The organism is Nocardia sp. CWNU-33 (genome assembly GCF_046764895.1).
GTDB lineage: Bacteria > Actinomycetota > Actinomycetes > Mycobacteriales > Mycobacteriaceae > Nocardia.
The window spans coordinates 1-19,673 of sequence record NZ_JBKOQN010000063.1; the positions used below are offsets into that span (position 1 = coordinate 1).

At 64.5% G+C, this 19,673-nt stretch carries 17 protein-coding genes and 1 pseudogene; 7 read left to right on the forward strand and 11 right to left on the reverse strand.

The features are described from left to right. On the forward strand, positions 1-394 hold a 394-nt coding region (locus ACLMAL_RS38095; RefSeq protein ID WP_412003501.1), incomplete at its 5' end, for a barstar family protein. Positions 395-422: 28 nt separating this feature from the next. On the opposite strand, the pseudogene ACLMAL_RS38100 reads toward ACLMAL_RS38095, so the two are convergent. The 8 genes and pseudogenes from ACLMAL_RS38100 to ACLMAL_RS38135 form a co-directional block, all read right to left on the reverse strand. Beyond that, positions 423-695: pseudogene (locus tag ACLMAL_RS38100) on the reverse strand (transposase); the annotation flags it as partial. A 404-nt stretch (positions 696-1,099) separates the two neighbouring features. Continuing rightward, on the reverse strand, positions 1,100-2,119 hold the full coding sequence (locus tag ACLMAL_RS38105; protein ID WP_412003502.1) for an oxygenase MpaB family protein: 1,020 nt from the start codon (positions 2,117-2,119) through the stop codon (positions 1,100-1,102). Between the two features lie 704 nt (positions 2,120-2,823). After that, positions 2,824-3,072 carry a hypothetical protein gene (locus ACLMAL_RS38110; RefSeq protein ID WP_412003503.1) on the reverse strand — a complete coding sequence of 83 codons (249 nt, stop codon included), beginning with the start codon at positions 3,070-3,072 and terminating at the stop codon, positions 2,824-2,826. A gap of 247 nt (positions 3,073-3,319) precedes the next feature. Continuing rightward, positions 3,320-3,949, reverse strand: a complete 630-nt coding sequence (locus ACLMAL_RS38115) for a LamB/YcsF family protein (RefSeq protein WP_412003504.1) — start codon at positions 3,947-3,949, stop codon at positions 3,320-3,322. 62 nt (positions 3,950-4,011) lie between these two features. Next, positions 4,012-4,467, reverse strand: coding sequence for a DUF4254 domain-containing protein (locus tag ACLMAL_RS38120; RefSeq protein WP_412003505.1), 456 nt, complete (start codon positions 4,465-4,467; stop codon positions 4,012-4,014). A gap of 664 nt (positions 4,468-5,131) precedes the next feature. Then, entirely contained in the window at positions 5,132-7,735 is a 2,604-nt protein-coding gene (locus tag ACLMAL_RS38125; RefSeq protein WP_412003506.1) for an ATP-binding protein, read from the reverse strand. A gap of 513 nt (positions 7,736-8,248) precedes the next feature. Continuing rightward, complete coding sequence (locus ACLMAL_RS38130) at positions 8,249-8,782, reverse strand: hypothetical protein (RefSeq protein WP_412003507.1); 534 nt, start codon at positions 8,780-8,782, stop codon at positions 8,249-8,251. 166 nt (positions 8,783-8,948) lie between these two features. Further along, complete coding sequence (locus ACLMAL_RS38135) at positions 8,949-10,199, reverse strand: cytochrome P450 (RefSeq protein ID WP_412003508.1); 1,251 nt, start codon at positions 10,197-10,199, stop codon at positions 8,949-8,951. 61 nt (positions 10,200-10,260) lie between these two features. Here ACLMAL_RS38135 and ACLMAL_RS38140 point away from each other — a divergent pair, with 61 nt between their 5' ends. Both ACLMAL_RS38140 and ACLMAL_RS38145 read left to right on the forward strand, forming a co-directional pair. Continuing rightward, positions 10,261-10,410 (forward strand): hypothetical protein, encoded by a 150-nt coding sequence (locus tag ACLMAL_RS38140; RefSeq protein WP_412003509.1) that lies wholly within the window; start codon positions 10,261-10,263, stop codon positions 10,408-10,410. Positions 10,411-10,958: 548 nt separating this feature from the next. After that, entirely contained in the window at positions 10,959-12,017 is a 1,059-nt protein-coding gene (locus tag ACLMAL_RS38145) for an NAD-dependent epimerase/dehydratase family protein (protein WP_412003510.1), read from the forward strand. A 3-nt stretch (positions 12,018-12,020) separates the two neighbouring features. On the opposite strand, the gene ACLMAL_RS38150 is transcribed toward ACLMAL_RS38145, so the two are convergent. Genes ACLMAL_RS38150 through ACLMAL_RS38160 form a run of 3 tightly spaced genes read right to left on the reverse strand, consistent with a single transcriptional unit; the run spans position 12,021 to position 15,107 of the window. Further along, on the reverse strand, positions 12,021-13,046 hold the full coding sequence (locus ACLMAL_RS38150; protein ID WP_412003511.1) for a sensor histidine kinase: 1,026 nt from the start codon (positions 13,044-13,046) through the stop codon (positions 12,021-12,023). Then, a complete protein-coding gene (locus ACLMAL_RS38155; protein ID WP_412003512.1) occupies positions 13,046-13,747 on the reverse strand; it encodes a response regulator transcription factor in 702 nt (233 codons plus the stop codon). The genes ACLMAL_RS38150 and ACLMAL_RS38155 overlap by 1 nt, the downstream gene beginning before the upstream one ends. A gap of 4 nt (positions 13,748-13,751) precedes the next feature. Beyond that, positions 13,752-15,107, reverse strand: coding sequence for a hypothetical protein (locus ACLMAL_RS38160; protein WP_412003513.1), 1,356 nt, complete (start codon positions 15,105-15,107; stop codon positions 13,752-13,754). Positions 15,108-15,208: 101 nt separating this feature from the next. On the opposite strand from ACLMAL_RS38160, the gene ACLMAL_RS38165 reads away from it, so the two are divergent. The 4 genes from ACLMAL_RS38165 (at position 15,209) to ACLMAL_RS38180 (ending at position 19,518) form a co-directional block, all read left to right on the forward strand. Continuing rightward, entirely contained in the window at positions 15,209-15,880 is a 672-nt protein-coding gene (locus ACLMAL_RS38165; RefSeq protein ID WP_412003514.1) for a glycosyltransferase family 2 protein, read from the forward strand. Beyond that, the gene (locus ACLMAL_RS38170) at positions 15,877-16,572 is read left to right on the forward strand and encodes a DUF2064 domain-containing protein (protein ID WP_412003515.1); all 696 of its coding nucleotides are present in this window, start codon (positions 15,877-15,879) and stop codon (positions 16,570-16,572) included. Before ACLMAL_RS38165 ends, ACLMAL_RS38170 begins: the two co-directional genes overlap by 4 nt. After that, complete coding sequence (locus tag ACLMAL_RS38175; RefSeq protein ID WP_412003516.1) at positions 16,569-17,246, forward strand: methyltransferase domain-containing protein; 678 nt, start codon at positions 16,569-16,571, stop codon at positions 17,244-17,246. The genes ACLMAL_RS38170 and ACLMAL_RS38175 overlap by 4 nt, the downstream gene beginning before the upstream one ends. Before the next feature lie 715 nt (positions 17,247-17,961). Next, on the forward strand, positions 17,962-19,518 hold the full coding sequence (locus ACLMAL_RS38180; protein WP_412003517.1) for a HEAT repeat domain-containing protein: 1,557 nt from the start codon (positions 17,962-17,964) through the stop codon (positions 19,516-19,518). Positions 19,519-19,673: the final 155 nt, after the last annotated feature.

Below are 19,673 nucleotides of genomic sequence, written 5' to 3' on the forward strand. Positions count from 1 at the left end.
GGTGGGGCTGGCAGTACTCATCGTGGCCATCAAATGGCTCGCGACCATGGCCATGCACCCACCGGAACCGAGAGATAACAACCCTATCTGTTCGGGTTGCAGAAGGGATGGTGCCCTAGTGAGCGACGAGCAGAAGCTCTTCGAGCAGATGAACGGCCGCCTTCGGCTTCCGGTCTACTTCGGCTGGAACTGGAACGCCCTTTCGGACTGCCTGCGCAACATGGGATGGGCACCGGCCGACCACTATCTGCTCGTCATCGAGCGGTCAGCGCTCATGCTGCAGGACTGCCCCGAGGATCGCGAGGTGTTCCTCGGGATCCTAGACACCGCAGGTCGTTACTGGGGTCACAGCATGGATTGCCCAGGAAAGTCGTTCAACTCTCTGCTGTTGTAGGTGCTGGGGGCAGCAACGACTCGGGAGCCTACTTCCGGGCTGGAACGGCTCTGCCGAGGAGTCGCAAGCAGACAATCGAGCAGGCTAGTTCGAGCAGTCCCTGGTGGAGGTCGGCGCGTCGCTCGTAGCGGATGCGCAGGTGCTTGAGTTGGTGCAACCAGGCGAACGCGCGCTCGACCAGCCAGCGGACCTTGCCCAGTCCGGAGCCGTGCGCGATGCCGCGTCGGGCAATCATCGGCTTGATGCCACGTCTCCACAGTATATGTCGGTACTTGTCGAAGTCGTAGCCCCGGTCGGCGTACCTTGGGTTCTAGTGGTCGTCGAATTCCGTCGGACGACGAGTCGGCCTGCACGGCTGTAGCGGCGTTCATTTCGTGGTGCACGTGACAACGCCCTCGGGTACCCGTCCACGCAACATCCCCTCGCCCCTGATTGCGACCCCCGCGACCGAATCGCGCTAGCATGCCATGGATCTCGGTGTGAGTAAAGGCGCAGGTCAGTAGGTCAAGCGACCGCTCGGGGCTGGTGTGCGCGAATTCGCGCTCAGACGATGCTGAGAGTGCGGTCGACTCAGGTGCTGGCAACAGTGGATCACCGACGGTGTGGCGGCCACGACGTCGCCGTCGGCGTCTTCAGCGCGCCGGTTGCGCAGGCCACGACCGAATTCAGCGGTGATCCATCAACTCACCACCCGGCCCAGCATTTTCAGAATCCTGTTCGTTGCCGGAACTTGGTGATCGGGTCCGAACCCTGGTCGGCGTGCACGGGGCAGTAATGCTTGGGATCATCGCGGCGGTCGGGCGCGGGCCACAGTAGCGCAGGCGCCTCCGGAGGCGGCAATACCGCGGGGCGCAGGCCCTTTTCGCGGCGGCGGCCCGCGCGAATACGCGGGAAGGAGTACGTGACCACCTCGGGCGTCACCCGGTTCATCGTGGTGAGTATTCGGCACCACAGATCGAATCGCAGTTGGTCGCGCCAAGTCCAGGTGAATCCCATCGTCCGCCGGATGACCGGATCGCACAGACCGATGGTGAGAAACTGGTAGAGTTTCGCCCCGAATGGCCGAATGATACTCTCCCACAATGGCTTCGGGATATGTCGCGCTATCGGGAACGGCGGGACCGTGACGTTCTCCCCGAGTTGGAACACATCTCGGGCCGCTTGCGTCGCTTCCAGGGTGTTCTCGCACATATCGCGCCAATAGTCCTGGAATGCCGGCCAGCTCCGCGGCACCACCCGCATGCTCATCCCATACATCTCGTACCACTGGTATTGCTCACGCCAGAGCTGTTCGCGCTGCGCGTCGGTCAGCCCGCCCATGAACAGCTCGCCCGCGCGCAGTGTCTGCATGAAGAACACCGCGTGCGCCCAGTAGAAGGTGCCAGGATCCAGCGCATGGTAGCGCCGGCCCTGGGCATCGACGCCGTGGATGGTGCGGTGATAGTCGACAATCTCGCGGGCGGTCTGCCGAGCCCGCGGTCCGTCGAAGACGACGCCGAGGATCGGGTATGCCGAACGGAAGACCCGTTGATAGAACTCGTCCTGGATCTCGGAGTGAAACTCCACGCCGGCACCGAGTCCCGGATGCATGTTCTGCACCATGCCGAGGAACAGGCCGACCGGCGCGACATACAGCGACCCAAAGATCTTCCAGGTCAACGAGTCGGGGCCGAGCGGCACGGGGGCGTTACGGGTCTCGCGCCCGGCCGCGTTGGGTAAAACCATGCACTGATGCTGACATGAATATTTACTTGCGCTCAACTGGTGTTCCCAGCACCGCGACGGCCGCCTGCCTGCGCAATGTTCGTCCGGTGGCTGAAACGAATACACCATGCGGATCGACAGACCAGAGGTTCGGGTGCCTGCATCATCGAAATCGTCGAGGAGTTTGCGTGAAGCGCACTATCAGGAAGTTCGCGGGAGTTCTGGCGGCCGCAGCGGTGGCCCCGGTCCTGCTGGCCGGTACCGCACAGGCCGACGACGGGAACACCGTGTAATCATGCAGTGCTCCATCACCGGCGAGGGACCCTAGACGAGTAAGTCCGAAGTCTTTGGCGCACATAGGTGAAGGGCCTCGTTTGACCGTTGTGTGACGAACGACCTCGAGACCCTTCTCGCCGCACTGTCCGTGAAATCGACGACGAACTGGGAGGACCGCGATGGACGGGTCGCCCGCCGGTACTGACCGACTCCGAGCTGGTGTGCGTCCCGGTGGCCCAGTCGCTGCTCGGGTTCACCTCCGAGGCTCACTGGCTGCGCTATGCCCGCAAGCACCTAACCGGTTCTTGCAGCACGTAGGCGGTGGTGCTGTTCAGCCCGGTGTGGCGCTGAAATCCCTCCCTGGATCACAGAACGTCGGTCGGAGCAGGTTCGACCGCACGCAAGTCGCTGCTCATCGCGGGGTACGCGGCTGGTGTTGATGGCGAGGTTCATCGCCGCATCTGTTGATGCGGTGTGGCGCCCTCCAGTTGCGCCCATGCCTGCCGCGCGGCGGCGGGGGCGTGCTCCCAGTCGGCGCGGATGGTGTCGATGCGGTCCAGCGTCGCGTGCAGTTCAACGGGGGTGAGGTCATGCTCGGACGCGGCCGTGGAGAGCTGGGTGGCGAGCTGCTGGACGCGGGCGAAATCCGTGTGCAGGCGCGGCTGCCACTCCTGGATGGTGGTCAGGTTGATGAACATCGTGTACCTCCTGCGAGCTACTGCGCGTGATTGAGACGAGGACCAGCATGCGCCGATGGCAACATTCGAGCATCGGTAACCGATAGGTAGTCGACGCAATTTGCGGTGCGAGCCGCTGGTTTGCCGGGTGACTCAGCTGTCGGAGATCGTGCCTTGGTTCCGGGCGTGACGCTGTGAACGAGTCTCACTGCTGTACTGGCCCGATCGGCGCGCATGGCCGCAGGCGAACCTGTTGTTGTCTTCCCTGTCATGTCGGTGGACTTCTGCGAATGACGCACCACCCCAGAGGGAGTTGGACGCGACGCGCCCGTATGTCGGTGACCAGTGCCGCGTAGCCCTCCCGGACCTCGGCGAGGTGGAACCACGCCTCGTGCCGCAGTTCCTCGTCGGTGGCGTGCAGGACCGTCCACCATGCGTCGGCGTAGATCTTGGCGACATGGCTGATCACCTGGCCGAGGGAATGGGTGTGCTTGCGCGCGTTGGGAGTTCGTGGAACGTGGCGCACCGCCCAAGAATCGATCTCACCGCCGATCCGCGCGATGTCGGCGTGGATCCCGGCCGCGTCGAAGTCTGCAGGATGTCGTGACAGGTCCAGATGCCCGGGGATCATGGCCGCGTGCAGGTCACCCAACTCTCGCGCCCACCCGATCAGCGGCGAACCACGCCTCAGGTGACCGGCAATCGCTGCCAACAGCTGCTCGGGTCCGAGCAGTGGCGCCGGACCCCGCATTATGTCCGGATCGTCGGCATGGAAACCGCAGGCGATGCCCGCGTCGCTGACCGCGGAGAGATTTTCCGCGTCGTCGCCGGTCCGCTTTCCGAATCCCGCACCGACGTCTGCGTTCAGAGAGTCGAATATCTGTTTCGTGCTTTTCATGGCGCTTCTGAATCCTTGGAACATTTCACAACCGGCCCGAAAATTTATGCCAGGCGATCTGGTCATGGCCATGCCTTGGTCATTGCGGGCGCACGTCTGATTCCGGCGCACAAATCGTTGACAAGATCTTGGTAGCCGTCGGCGATGTCGTCGAGCTGTATCCAGATGTCCTCGAACGACGCGTTGTCCGGTTGCTCTGCAGCCGCCGACAGCACGGCCGATATCAGGGCAAGCCGGTCGACGACCGAACCAACAGTCTCAGTGTGCAGGAATGCGTCAGCGCGTGGAGCAGGGATTACCGCCTGCACCCACCGGTCGATGCCACACATGAGCCTGATCCGCTGACCATCGACAGGCTCGAACTGGATCACCTCGGTGAACGTGACCGCTCGTCGGTGCAACCGTGTCAGCGCGAAAGCGGCGTTGAGGAGTGGTTGAAAGTCGTACTCCCAGCCGCGGACTGCTGCCAGAAGCAGGTCTCTGCCGGGAAGGTTCTTCGCGGTTGCCGATGCCGACATCTCACTGGGCTTCTGCGAGTAAAGGCAACCGAAGCCAGCCGCCGACAATGACATCGAACGACGACTTGGACCAAGGCGTAGTCGGCCGACAGCCCGCATCGAGCACAACCAACCAAGTGCACTGCCGGACCGCTACCGACTCGAGCTCCACCACGACGTACTCCTCCTCACATAGTTCGTCCGCGGTACGTTGATCGGACTCGGCCACCGCGGTTGACCTGGCGAACCCCAGTATGTGCGGATAGGGAGCCAGCCGCGCATCTGTAACCAATAGGTAGCGGCACCACAACGTGCAGGTGGTCCGATACTGGAGAACAGCGCGATGACCACCAGACGATTGATTCTCTCGGAGCGAGTCCATTGATGACCGTCACGCGTATACGTACGTGTATCGGCTGGCTAGGTCTACGATCTGAGCTTCAGTCAGCGCAAAAGGCTCGCCTGAACGGGAATGTCGTCGACCACAGCGAGTCGTCCTCCAGCGCAGCGCGCTGGCTCGCGACACACGGATTTCGCCCGTGTCCAGCAGTCCTCGCCGCAGCGCGGCAGGCGCTCCCTTATGCTCAGCAACGCCTACCACCAGCTGGCGGCCGAGAACGACGCGGACCGGCGAATCCCACCTCAGCTGTGATTGCGGAATCGCCGTTGACTAATGCTCGGTCTGTCACCATCGCCGCGGTGTATGTGGTTGTTGTCCGGTCTGGCGCGGCCGCCTCGCTGCTTCTTTCCGAACTTGATCGATCAGGTCGTCGGGAACGAGGTCGATGATGTCTTCTCGTGAGGTGATGACCAGTTTCTGGAAGATCGCGGCCATCTGCGCGTCGACGGTCCTGCGGGAATTGCCTCGGCGGGCCGCGATCGCGATGTTCGTCCATCCCGCCGCGGCCAGTGTCGCGACCTCCTCCTCGGCTGCTGACAACTCGTCCCAGTGTGAGGGGGCGTTCTTCCTTGCGGGATGGTCCATCGGCATCCTGTCGATGGACAGTGTGCCCAGCGCTAGGCGCTGCACCTCGTGCGACTCGGGATGCAACAAGGAGCCCTGCCTGTGCGCGGCAGTGAACGCCTCGGGTCCCAACACCGTGCGAGCGACGTCGATCGCCTTGTGTGTTTCATCGTCGAAGAGCCCCAGGACGCCGATGTTGATACCCAGACCGCCGCGCTGCATTGCGGCTCCTCCAGCGAGTTGTGCAGTTTCGGTGGCCAACGTCCTGAGTTCGGCCGGGTCGGTGCTCCCGGCCGCGATCAAGTCTGTGATGATCTGCGCCAATGACCATGCCCGGATGTACGCCGCAAGCGACATGCCCCACTGGTCACCTGCAGCTATCTGGTATGCCAGTGCTGCGCGACCGACAGCCAATGCCTGGGTGGGATCACCATGTTTGGTCAACGTGATCGCCCACGCCAATTCGGCCCATGCCTTCGCCCACCCGGCTCCGGACGCGGTGGCGCGATCCAGGTGACGCCGTGCGATCTGCAGGGCGTGCTGACCTGATCCGAGGAGGCCAACGGCCACCGCCTCGTACAGCTCGCTTCTCCCTTCTCCACGGCTGTCGCCCACGGCACCGAACTTCTCGCGGGCGCGTGCCAACACGGTGATAGCCCTCGGGTCGCGGTGGGCCAGCATCAGTTTCGATCCCCACAGGAATTCGAGGGCAGCGGGCAGGCCGGTGTCGATTTCCGGGGTCTGCCCCCAGTTCCGTCTTACCCTCGGGTCGCTGATGCAGAGAGCGGCACATTCCTCGAGCATCTGGTCGACGTGTTCGTTCCTGCCTTGGATCAGGGATAGCCACCCGATCAAGGTCATGGCGGCTATTTGGAGTTCGGTCGGTTGCGGAGTCAGCGTGCGGGTCGCCTGCAGTGCGCGTTCGGTCCACCGGCGTATTTCTCGGGCTGAGCCTTTGATGATTGGAAGGGCAACCAGGGTCGCGCAGATTTCCAGGCCGAGTTCGGGCTCGCCGGAGGTGAGACTTGTCTCGATCGCGGTCACGATGTTGTCCCACGCCACGTTCGCCCAGCTCTGCTCGTCGGGACTGAACCAATCCACCGCTGCGACGACTCTGTCTCGATAGTATCGGCGGTGACGCTGCGTGAGCCGCACTGGTTCGTCGACCTCGCCGGTGGAGCGTTGTGCCAGCCGTTGCCCGGCGAACAGGCGAATACTTTCCAGCAGGGAGTACCGCACCGTGGTCGGTGAAATGTGCCGGTTCACCAGCGACTGGTCGGCGAGACGCTCCAGCAAGCCCTCGACCTCTTCGGCCGCCACCTGCACCGACGCCTCTGTGTTTCCGTGGTCGGGTCCGAGCGTCGGATCGTCGGCGCAGACCGCCTCGATGGCTTCCAGGTCGGCGCCGACATCAAGAATGGAGCTGGTGCCGTCTTCGGGGTTGGTGTCATATCCCGCGGCGAAGACCGACATGCGGTCCAGCAGCAACCGCTCCTTGTCCTGGCACAGGTCATAGGACCAGGCGATGACGTCACCAACCCTCTGATGGCGGGGTTCTGTGCCCACCCGTGGTCCGTGTGACCATTGCATCCGTTTGTCGGTTGCCTCGCCGCTCAATTCCTGAAGGATCATCGCCAGCGGCTGCCGTAGCAGCCGCGCCGCGGCCAACCGGATATACAGCGGATGGTTGTGCACATGACGACAAATCAGGCCGGCCATCGCAGTCTGATCGGTGTCGGCAATCGGATGATCGGTGAGTTCCGCGCGTTGCCGGTACAACGTCAGGGCTTGCTGCCGTGTCAGTGGGGGGACTGCGATTATGTATTCGTCGACCCACCCTATCGGTTCACGGCTGGTCGCCAGGACGGTCAATCCTGGCACCGCTGCCAGCAACTCCGCGATCAGCTGTCCGGCGGCGGCGATAACATGCTCGCAATTGTCCATCACCAGCACGGCCTGCAGGCTCCGCCCTACCGCGTCGGTCCTGGTCAACGTATCGACCAGCGCCTCCCACCCTGATCGACCCGAAAAGTCGGCCTCGACCACCGCGGCCGAGACCTCTGCCTCAACCTCGGCCTCGCCGCACCCTTTGGCCAGCCGCGCCAGCCGCACCCAGTACACCGGTAGGTGATTCGCCTTGCCGAATCGGCGCAGCGTCTCGGTCGCGAGTCGTGTTTTCCCGATCCCTCCCGAGCCGACCAACGTAATCAACCGAGCCGAACCCAGCATCAAGGTGCTGATCTTGTCCAGCTCCGGACCACGACCAACGAAATCATCCGTTGCCGCCACCACATCCCCAGCGCGTACTCGGCGCGTCGTCGACATAGCACCGAGCGTAGTCACCCGAATACGCTGCCCACCATCACAAAGCAGATCGAGCTTCTGGGTCCGCGCTGCGGGCACAGACACCAACCAGCCCGACATGCGCTCGGATGGGGCCGTCCCTCTGTCTGGCCCGCCGCCGCTACGACGTCCTCTACGCGATGCTCCACGACAAGCAGCCCTACCGGACTGCCGCTTGAACAAGACATAGCCAACGCGGCCTGCTCGGGGTCCCAAGGTCGGGACCGCTAGCCCGACGGTGACGAGATCGGCTGGTGGCCAATCTCGTCATGCGATCCCTCCCACCAAAATCTCACATTTGATGGGAATTGCCCATGGGACATGACGGGCGGGTGCTGGCGTATAGATATCGCTGTGACCAGGTGTGATGGGGCATGTCGATGAGATTGGAACCCTGTGTCAAGTGGTCGCAGGTTCAAATCCTGTCATCCCGACAAAGAAACCCCTTCTGACCTCGGCCGGAAGGGGTTTCTTATGTCCGATTCGGGGCCGGATTTAGATTTCGCGGCGGTAGTCCTCGATGATGCCTTCGGTGTTGGCATCGTCGCCTTCGAGTTCGCAAAGCAATTCGGCGGCGAGATCGATCAGCTTGGTGTTGCGAGTGATGCGCTGGGATCCGAGCTGTTCCCGGTGATCGCGCATGGCTTCGGCGAGCCGGTTTCGCGCCTCGTCGGCGCTGACGCCCATGCGCTCCAGTTGTGTCCGTCCTGAGGCTCGTAGAACTCGTAGAAGTAGACGGTGGTGCGCCAGCGGCCGTTTTTCTGCTTCATCGGTGTATCGAAGGTGCCTACCGGCTTGGGGAGCCTGCCGCCCAATCGTGTTTTCTCCCTTCGATACCTGGTCGGATCGGCTCACGGCCAGTCGCCCGACTATCATGCGGCCAACGGTAGCGGCATCTGCGAGTCTCCGGCGGTAGCGGAAATGCGCACGCGCCGAAACGGTTTCGCATCCAGGACACCGAGCAGTCGAGGCGGCAACAGCCGCCTCGACAACTACGAAATCGCCTTCATTGCGGACGTCACCAATCATTCGGATCACTCGAGCGCGGCAACAGTTTTCCGCACCCCCTCGGCAGCTTCGCGCTCGGTCGGACCGGCAAAACGGTGTGGTGTTGCGGATCCAGCCAGCGACCAGTGTGGGCAGGGCGACCGCGGCGAAGACGGCGGCCATACCGCGAATGGCACTGTCCGAAGCGCTATCGCCGTTCGGTCAGCGTTGCGATGACCGGGAACTTGGTGTTGAGCGTTAGCGCGGAAGTCGGGGTGAGGTCCGGGTTCTCGATGGTCAGCTCGAACCGCCTGACGATGGTCGAGAGCGCCAGCTGCATCTCCATCATCGCGAACGCGTTGCCGATGCAGAGGTGTCCGCCTGCGCCGAAGGGCAGGTACACGTTCCGGTCACGGGCGGCGACCGCGTCGGGGGTGAAGCGGTCTGGGTCGAAGGTGTCAGGCTGATCCCAACACTCGGGGTTGCGGTGTGCGTGGTAGTAGCTGAACATCACCGAAGTGCCAGCCGGGATGTGGTAGCCCCCGATCTCATCGTCCTCGTCGGCGCGACGTTGTCCCATCCATACCGGCGGCTTGAGCCGCAACGCCTCCTCCAGCACCTGCTTGCTGTAGGACAGCGCGGGCAGGTCGGTCATGGTGGCGTGCCGGCCGGGCAACGCGCTGTCAACGTCATCGCACAGCCGCTGACGCACCTCCGGATGCAATTGCAGCAATAGCATGGCTGATGTAAGGGCCGAGGAGCTGGTCTCGTGACCGGCGAAGAGCATGGTGACGACCTCGTCGCGCAGCTCCCTATCGGTGAGTTTCGAGTTGGTATCAGCTTCCGTGGCGTTCATGAGCATAGACAGCAGGCCATCGCTGTCAGTGTCGCGCAACTCGTTGATCACCGCGTAGACGATGGCATCCATCTCGCCGATCGCCCGCCAGAAGCGGCGGTGGCTCGGCGTCGGAAACTTCAAGGGGATCAAGGGCATCCGCACGAACTTCCCCAATTCGGCGTTCACTTTCTGCCCCGCGTGGGCGAAGCCGGTGACCTCCGGGCCGTGGGGATCCAATCCGAACAGCGCCCGCACCACGATCCGCAACGTGAGGTGGCTCATCTGCTCGCCGATGTTGATCGTCCGTCCGGCGTGGGCATGTTCGGCCCACTCGTCGCACATGGAGTCGATCTCGGCCACCATGATCTCGCTGAGCGCACTGATCTTCGTGTGGTGAAAGGCGGGTTGGGCGAGGCGCCGGTTGCGTCGCCACCGGTTGTGGTCGGCGATGGTCGCCAGTCCGCGCCCCGCGAACGGTTCCAAGATGTCGTACATCTGGGTCTCGCGGGTGAAGTTCGCCATGCGTTCCTGCAAGATGTACTTGATGTGGTGGGGATGGGTGATCCCGACCATGTTTCCGTTGACCAGTTGGAACTGAAAGACGTTGCCGTGCTGGGCCATAGAGTCGGAGAGAAACGTAATCGGGTCGGTAACAAAGCGCTTGGTATTGCGGAGGCGGCCCGTGACCATCGGGGGCATCCCACTGACGGCGGCGGACGTGGACGTGGACGTGGACGACATGACAGCAAGTAAAGCCGAGAGCGTCGATATCCGCCGCAAATTTACGGGCGTGCCCAAAGGTGAACCCCAGCAACAGGATCCCGATCGTTGATACGCCCAGTCTCCAGCTGGCCTTTCGTCTCGCTCGAGATCTCCGGCATGAGCTCCGCGCCGAGGGTTATGGGATGGCCTCGAGCCGCCATCCTTTGCGAATCACTCAGTGTCACAAGAGGGATGATCGCCGAGGGCGACGGCGGGTTCGACGTCGTCGTGGTGGCTGCTGGCTGGTAGTTTTCGGTGCCGTATGCAGTGCTCGCCAACAGTGCGACGGTCATCACGGTATAGGTGATTGCGCGGCTGACTAGACCCAGTGGTTAGGGTCCGTTCGGCTGTGCGGGATCGGGATGCGGGCCGAGATGGGCGGTCGGCCATGTCTGCGGCCAGTGAGAGGTTCGTGCAGTTGCAGTGGACCGGCCATCCGCGCCGCAGCGACTACCGAGGTCGTGACAAAAGTCTGACGATGCGGGCGCGCCGAGCGAAAATTCTGTGGTGGGCAGGCAGGATCAGGCCATGACTTCAGCTTCGGTGCAGAACCACGTGATCGCCGTCGCGGCGCCCGCCGAACTTCGGGGCCTGCCGTGGGGAAGGGGCTGAGGCGCGGTGCGAGTACTGCTGACAGGTGCCGCCGGCTTCATCGGGGCCCATGTCCACAGTGGTCTGTCGGCGGCGGGCCACGAGGTGGTTGCCGTGGATGCGATGCTTTCCGCCGCGCACGGACCCGCTGCTGCTGTTCCGCATGGTGTGCGGCATGCGGACGTACGCAACCCTGACACCTTGGATGTGTTGCTGCGCGGCATTGACGTCGTATGCCATCAGGCCGCGGTCGTCGGAGCCGGCGTGAGCGCGCAGGATGCCCCGGGGTATGCCAGTCACAACGACTTCGGCACGGCGGTGGTGCTTGCGGCGATGGACCGGGCCGGGTGCCGCAAGCTGGTGCTCGCGTCGTCGATGGTCGTGTACGGCGAAGGCCGCTACCACGGCGAGCAAGGTGGCGCTGTGGAAGTCGGCGTCCGCCGACGAGCGGACCTCGACGCGGGGATTTTCGATCATCGCTGCCAGGAGACCGGGGAGCTGCTCAGGTGGGGTTCCGTCGGCGAGGATGCGCCCTTGCGACCACGAAGTCTGTATGCGGCAAGCAAACTGGCGCAAGAGAATTACGCGGCGGCCTGGGCGACCGCGACCGGTGCCTGCGTCACCGCGCTGCGGTATCACAACGTTTACGGCGACGGGATGCCGCGAGACACACCGTATTCCGGGGTCGCTGCGATATTCCGGTCGTCGCTCGAGGCGGGGCAGGCGCCGCAGGTGTACGAGGATGGTAGGCAGACCAGGGATTTCGTGGATGTCACCGATGTTGCCGCGGCGAACCTCGCTGCCGTGCAACAGCCGCTACCGGGTTTTGTCGCGCTCAACATCTCCTCGGGGCGCCCGATCACGATTGGCGAAGTCGCCTCGGCGCTGGCCATCGCGCGTGGTGGCCCGGATCCTGTAGTCACCGGGCGGTACCGCGCCGCTGACGTCCGGCATATCGTTGCCGACCCTGATAGGGCAAGGCGCATTTTGGGGTTCGTCGCTCAGGTCGATCCGATCGAGGGCCTCACCCGGTTCGCGTCCGCGCCGCTGCGGGCCGCCGCCGGAGTCGGGGCACCGACGGTGTAGCGGTCAGCTCTCGGGCAGCGGTAGCCGGATCTCGAAACAGCAACCCTGGTCCCGGTTTTCGGCGGTGATGTCGCCGTGGTGGGCTTCGACCAGCCCGGCCGCGATGGCCAGCCCCATGCCGCTGCCAGTGGGGACACCCTCGGCAGCGACCGGGGAGCGTGCGGCGGTGCCGCGGTAGGCGACCTCGAAAATACGCGGCAGGTCCTGCTCCGCGATCCCCGGGCCGGTGTCCTCGACACGGGCCCAGGCGTGGCCGTCGCCGGTGCCCGCGGAGATCGCGACCCGGCCGCCGGGCGGGGTGTGGGCGATGGCGTTGGAGACGAGGTTGGTCAGGACACGACCGAGCGCATGGTCACTCGCGGCCACCACGATCTGCGAATCGGGTTGCTCCGCACGCAGCGCCACCCGCGCGCGTTCGGCGGTCGGGCGATTCGCGGCGAGTACTTCGTCGATCAGCTCGCGCAGATCCACCGGCTCCAGTTCGAGCCGTAGTGCGCCCGCGTTGATCTTGGACATCTCGAACAGGTCGTCGACCATCCGTGAGAGTCGGTCGGTTTCGATGCCGATCTGTTCGGCGTAGCGCATGACATCGGGCCTGTCGGTGACGACACCGTCCGACAGCGCTTCGGCCATCGCGCGGATACCGGCCAGCGGTGTCCGCAGATCATGGCTGACCCAGGCGACGAGTTCTCGTCGGGAGTGTTCGGCGGCTCGTTCTTGTTCGCGGATCTGCTTTTCCCAGACGGTTTTTCGTGCTTGTTCGCGGCCGAGCACTACTGCCGCAGGTACCGTCACTGCTGCGACGACGGCAAGGACGATGGCGGTGCGCTGAAGTTCATGGGTGAACATCAATCCACTGACGCCGATAATGCCCGCGAGCGTCGAGAGGGTCGGGATCAGCACGAGCACGGCCATGCTGGTGGTCAGGGAGCGGTTGCTGGTTGCGCGCAGAATCAGGGCGCCGATCACGACTACCGGCACCGAACAGGCCAGTGCGTAAGCGATGAGCTGGGTGGCGTCCTCAGGCATCACCGACCGCCGGTCTCGGCGCGATTGCGTGCCCACGCATACCCGCGTCCCCACACCGTTTCGATGAGGTGCCGATTGCCGAGTTTGGCGCGTAGCCGCTTGATATGCACTGTGACGGTGGACAAGTCGCCGAAATCCCAGCCCCAGACCTGCGCGAGCAGCTCCTCGCGGCTGAACACCCGTCGCGGATTGCGAAGGAGAAATACCAGCAGGTCGAACTCGCGCGGGGTCAGCTCGACGGGCATCCGGTCGAGGAGTGCCAGCAGCAATGCCGGGCGCACCTCGATAGCCCCGTCGCGCAGGATGGCTTGCTCGGTATCCGGTTGTTGCTGTGATCTGCGCAGCACGGAGGAGACACGCAGTGCAAGCTCGCGCGGACTGAACGGCTTGGTGACATAGTCGTCGGCCCCGGCCTCCAGGCCCAGGACCCGATCGTCCTCGTCGCCGAGCGCGGTGAGCAAGATGATCGGTGTGTGCGGGCGTGGTCCGGACCGCACTTCCCGGCAGATATCGATGCCGTCGGGTGCCGGCATCATCACATCGAGCACGGCGAGCTCGATCTCGCGCTCACCGGTGTCGGCCAGCGCGGCCGATGTGGCGGGGCCGTCAGCGGTTTCGATGACCGTGTGCCCGTCGCGTTCGAGGTAGCGTCGCACCACGTCTCGAACTACGGGGTCGTCGTCTGCGATCAGAATGCACATGCTGTCACCAATTCGTCAGGATTGTGTGAGCGATGAGAAGCGTGCCGAGCGCCTGGACTGTGAGCCAAGCACGGCCGGTGGATTTCGGCAGGAACGCGGTCGCGGTAAGCACCCAGATATCGAATGGTAGCCAGATGCGTTCTGTCTCGGCTTTGCTCAGTCCGCTCGCGTCCGCGACCAGAATCGCGCACAGGCCCGCGAGCACCAACAGCGCGGTGGGATCGAGTGCCCGCAGCGTAGTTCGGGACAATGCTCGGTGCGCCGCCGCCGCGGTCGCGAGGCCGACCGCGCACACAGTCGCGGCGAGGTTGCCCCACCACCAGTACGCGAAGGGGCGCTCGGAGGCGATGCCTTGGTAATAACGTTGCACGACAAGGTGATAGCCGTCCAACCACCAGAATCCGGCGGAGGTGAAGGTGAGAGCGACGAGCAGTGCGCCACCGAGGGCGGGGAGCAGTGGACGGAGGGTCCTGGCGGCGATGAGGACCGCAACCGCGGGTAGCGCTATAAGCACCAGGCCGTAGCTGAGGAAGACACCGAAACCGAACAGGAGCCCCGCCGTGACGGCGAGAATCGGCCGACCGGCGGGCCGGGTGGCCAGAGCGAACAGTGCCACCGCCCAAGCGGTCACCCCGGCGAACATTGCGTCGGCCGACACCGCCAGCCACAGCGCGGCCGGTGCCAGCGCAAGGAACGGCAGTGCGGCGCGGGCTCGGTCTTCGGCGTCGAGTGCTCGCAGCGTGACCGCGACCGCCACTGCGGCGCTGCACCCGATCAGCAGGCAAGCGGTTCCCGCCCACGCACCGCCGCTGAGACCGACTCGGTCCAACAGCACGAAGAACACCAGTGCGCCCGGTGGGTGGCCTGAGACGTGGGTGGTCCATGAGTCCGGCTGGAAGTCCAAGATCCGGCTCGAGAACCCGCGCAGCATCGCCGGAATGTCGGTGACGCCGCCGACCTCATGGAGGTATTCGTTGGAATCGGTGAGTCGGCCGGTAAATCCGCGTTGCCAGCCGTCGACCAGGGCCAGCGAGAATGCCCACACCATCGCCGTCAGCCAAGCCAGCGCAAGCAGTCGCCGCCACGGAAGACGCGCGGTCAGCGCGGGGCCGTACATCACGACGGCGATGGCGACGGCGATGGCGGGAAAGCTGCCTGGGCCGATATGTGGAAGCCAGTTGCCGAAGAGCGGAGCCGCGCCCGCGTAGAGCGAACGACGCCACTGTTCGCTAGCGATTCGCGGAACCAGGAACGCGGCAACGACAAGCACGGCGGCCGAGCCTGCACCGATGATGTCGCCGCGTATTCCGGATCGGGGCCGGGAAGCGGCCACAATGAGGTCCTGCACGATGCCCACCATAGATCCGCAATGACCGATCCAGCTGCTGGTCGGGTCGCCGTCATCGTTTCGTCACAGGTTTTTCGACCTATCGGCCGACGGTGAGGCTTAGCGTCGAAACCATGACAAAAGCGCTGGACAATCCGGGCGGAGTCACCGTGGTGATCCCGTGCCGGGACGAAGCTGAAGCATTGCCCGACGTGTTGGCGGCCATGCCGGCCGGCTACCACGTGCTGGTCGTCGACAACGGCTCGACCGATGCGACGGCGGCGGTGGCCAGGGTTCGCGGGGCGAGGGTCGTGTCCGAAGACCGGCCGGGATACGGTGCCGCGGTCCAAGCCGGGATCGCCGCAGCGACCACTGAGCTGGTCGCGGTCCTGGACGGCGACGGCTCGATGGACCCCGGCGAGTTGCCGGGACTTGTCGACCTGATGTACAGCGGCGCCGACCTTGCGGTAGGTCGGCGCGTCCCGGTGGAATCCGGTGTCTGGCCGTGGCACGCGCGCCTGGGCAACCGGCTGATAGCGCGTCGGCTGCGCCGCAAGTACGGACTGCCCGTGCATGATATCGCCGCGATGCGGGTTGCCCGACGGACGGCGATGCTGTCGCTCGGGCCGTTGCACAATCGCTGCGGGTACCCCCTCGAGCTGCTCATCGGCGCAGCAGGAGCGGGCTGGAAAATCGTTGAGCGCGACATCAGTTACCGGCCGCGTACCGGAGGGATCTCCAAAGTGTCCGGTTCATGGCGCGGATCCCTGCACGCCACCCGCGACTTCCTGGCGGTCCTCCGATGACCGTGTGCGACGCGTCCACGCAGCAGGTGACCCTGCTGGTGATCGCGAAGGCGCCGATCGCCGGTTATGCCAAGACCCGGCTGACACCGCCGTTGACGCCGCAGGAGGCGGCCGAGGTCGCGGCGGCCTCGTTGCTCGACACGCTCGATTCGGTACTGCACAGCTGTGTCGCCCATCGCGTGGTTGCGTTCACCGGGGATCTGGCCGCCGCGGAACGGCGGGAGGAATTGGCAAGGGCACTGAGCGAATTCGAGATCGTGCCGCAGCGCGGAGCGAGCTTCGGCACACGGCTGGCCAACGCGCACGCTGACGCCGCCCGCCACGGGCTGCCCGTACTGCAGATCGGGATGGATACCCCACAGGTCGGTGCCGAGGTATTGACCCGAGCAGCCCGCGACTTGATCGCCTGCGACGACTCCGTGCTCGGCCCTGCCGAGGACGGTGGCTGGTGGGCACTCGGTCTGTCCGTGCCGCAGGCCGCACGAACTCTCATCGACGTGCCGATGTCGACCGCACGAACTGGACATCTGACCCGGAAAGCTTTGCGGTACTGCGGTAATCGAGTGCAGATGCTTCCTACATTCGCCGACGTGGACACCTTCGACGACGCACTGCGGGTGGCCGCCACCACCGATGGGTCCTTTGCCGAGGTCATGGCTGAGCTGCGCCATCGAAGTATGGCGCGGCGATGAGCACGATGGACACCGAACTGTTCGACGAGGCGCTGACCGGTGCGGACTGCTGGGTGCGCACCGCCGACGGGCCCCGGCGTCGACTGCCCGCCCGGCAGTGGCTGGGGATGGCCGACGCCGACTTCGCCAACCGGTACGCAGACACCGCGCTGACCTGTTGTTGTGACGGTCCGACCATCGACATCGGCTGCGGACCCGGGCGTCTGGTGGCCGCGCTGCTGCGGCGTGGTGTCGTCGCACTCGGGGTCGATATCTCGCCCATGGCAGTCGAGGTCAGTCGGTTCCGCGGCGCCCCCGCGCTTCGACGGGATCTGTTCGGGCCGCTGCCGGGCTCGGGGCGGTGGGCATACGCGATCCTGGCCGACGGCAACATCGGCATCGGCGGCGACCCGATCCGAATCCTGACCCGCGCCAAGAACCTCCTCGCCCGCGACGGTGTCGCGATCGTCGAATTCGCAAGACCCGGAACCGGAATGGTGACTCGTACCATCCGACTGGAGACGCGAACCCGAGCGGGGGAATGGTTCCCATGGGCGCGCGTCGGCATCGACCTCGTCGACGAGGTCGCCGCTGCTGCCGAGCTGCGTGTGCTGGCCACCGCGAACGTCTACGGTCGGCACATCGCTTGGCTGCATCGCGGCGAAACTCCCACGCCGAGGACGCCGCCGCGATGAACAAGCGGACCCGTGGCCGTAAGTGCGAATTCTGACACCGCTTATTGGTGAATTTTGACGTCACGCGGCGCTGATCCGGACCGGGTGTATCCGTGAATTTTGACGTCACCCGGTCGGCGTGTCCGGCCGCTGAGCATCTCAGAAAGGCTCGGTGTTGAGGTCGTGTGCCGGATCTCGAGGCCGCCCAGCAGGGTGGCGAACCGGTTCAGGTCGCCTCGTAGGCCGGTGAGTGCGTAGCCGTCCGCTCCCACGAAGGCGTGGAAGGACCGCGTGACGGCCGGGTCACTGCCGGATAACCAATTGGGGGTTCCGGTAACAATCGCTTGAAATCAACGACAATGGCTTGACCGGCGACAATGTGCGTAGCGGCTCGGACCGCGGAACACCACCCGGGCTGATCACCGACCGCGACCTTCCCGACACGAGCGCCGAACCGTGCATTAGCCCATGTCTGTGGCAACCGATCTCGCAGGGCAGCGCCACCAATCGCGCGATGCACGGCATTCCCATGCGTTCGTACTCATGTCATCCTCGTGCCTACGCCGAGTGGGCGAACAAGCTTCGGTGACTCCCGTAGTGTCCAAGACATCAAGCAGACGATCGCGGCGATAGGTCCGTCGGTTGCTCGGTCTGCCGGTACTGGGGCTGTGAGGTCGCCCTCGTTCAGGTTTCGAGCGTACCTGCCGAACATCTGTGGGCAGTAGCGTTGTCGGTCGTGAACGATGCTTTTGAAGCCGAGCTGTTTGCTGAGGTGACCAACGTAGATCCGGAGGTTCGCCGAAAAGGCTTGGAGAGGTTAACCGAGTGGGGTGGCACTTACACCTACATGTTGCCGGTAGTACTGCGATACGAGCAGTACTCGCACGCCTGGCCGGACTGCACCGACATGTTGACCGAGGACCTCTGTGACGACAAGAGCTCTTTCGACATCTTCATCGATGACCTCATCGAAGCCCCCAACGAGGTCGTGTTCGATCGGTTAGCCGGTCTGCTCGGGCTGCCGGCCGGAACTCACCCGCCCCGCTTCGCGATTGATGGTCACAGCGGTGACTGCGTGCTACCCGCGCCCGCGGTGGCTGATGGCCTCCATCAGCGGGTAGCCATGCTCGTGGCGCTGCTGGGCAGCCCACTGGAGCGGGTGCGGCAGAATGCCGTCTGGTTCCTGGCCGAACTCGGTCCCGGCGTCGCCCCGGTACTGCGCGCCGTACGAGACACACGAATGTCGGGCCGACGCGCCGCGATCAGCGCGCTGGCGGAGCTCGACTGGGCCGAGTTGGGCACGGCCGACCAAAGATTGGTCCAACGACTGATTCGGGTCAAGCAGCTCACCGAGGTGCCGCAGCCGGTGATCCCGCAGGGCGAGTGGTACGCCTTACCGACCACCGACCAGGCAGCGGTGCTTGCCGCGTTCGATCTTCGAGACCCGGTGCCCGCGACCATGCGTATGGGATTCGCGCCCTGGCAGCTGAACGGCCCGTGGCAGCCTTTGCCCGCATACGTCGGCCACGGCATCACCGGCGCGTACGAGCAGGTATTCGTCACACCGGCGCTGGACGGGTGGACGTTGGTATTTGCCGATAGCAGCGTGCTCGCCACGGACAAGACGGTGACTGACGGTGAGGTTGCGTTCGCCTCCGCGCACCGTCGCTGTGCGGAGTTGAGCCGTCGCTTCGGGAAGGCGTACTGGTACCTCGAATCCGAGAATGGTGGATGTTGGGATCAGAGTGGGTGGTGCGTCGCAGACAAGGGTGAGGTCGTGCGGTACTGCTACTACGACTTCAATATCAATGGCGGCGTGCAGATCGGCCCGGCGGCCGATTCCGGACGGCAACTGACCATCGAGGAACTTCGGGCTTGGGTGAACGAGCATGACCCCGGCACGGGAGTGCCACCTGTGCGACCGGAGATCCTGTCCAGAAAGGAGAGAGAAGCGAGATTCATCGAGGAACTTCGGGCCTGGGCGAACGAGCGTAACCCCGGCGCAGGAGCCGCGCGGGTGCCCGAGAAGATCGCTCCCTTTCCCGAGGATGAGACAAGTGATGAGGACATCGACGACGAGTTCGACGATGCCGACGACCTCGACGAACCTCTTGGCACTCCTCGGGACGAAGAGGAGTCGGAGGGCTGGGAATTCAGGTCACTCGAGGTGGCCTGGCGGCTGTCGGTGAGCCCCGAAACACTTGGAGCGCACAACCGTGTCGAAGGCGTCGGCGTGCTGGCTGTGCCCGCTGGCAAGCCGCACAGCAGACGCCACGGTGCCCTGCCCATCTGACGCCTCGGCGGTAGCAACCACCGAAAACCAACGGATAGTGCGTCACGAACGTGGAGAGGAGCTCAAGGTGTAGGAGAAGCTCTTTGAAGCGGTGCTGCGTGAGAGATGGAGGATTCTCGGCCCTCCAGTGTCGCCCTGCATGGGGGAGGCGCTAA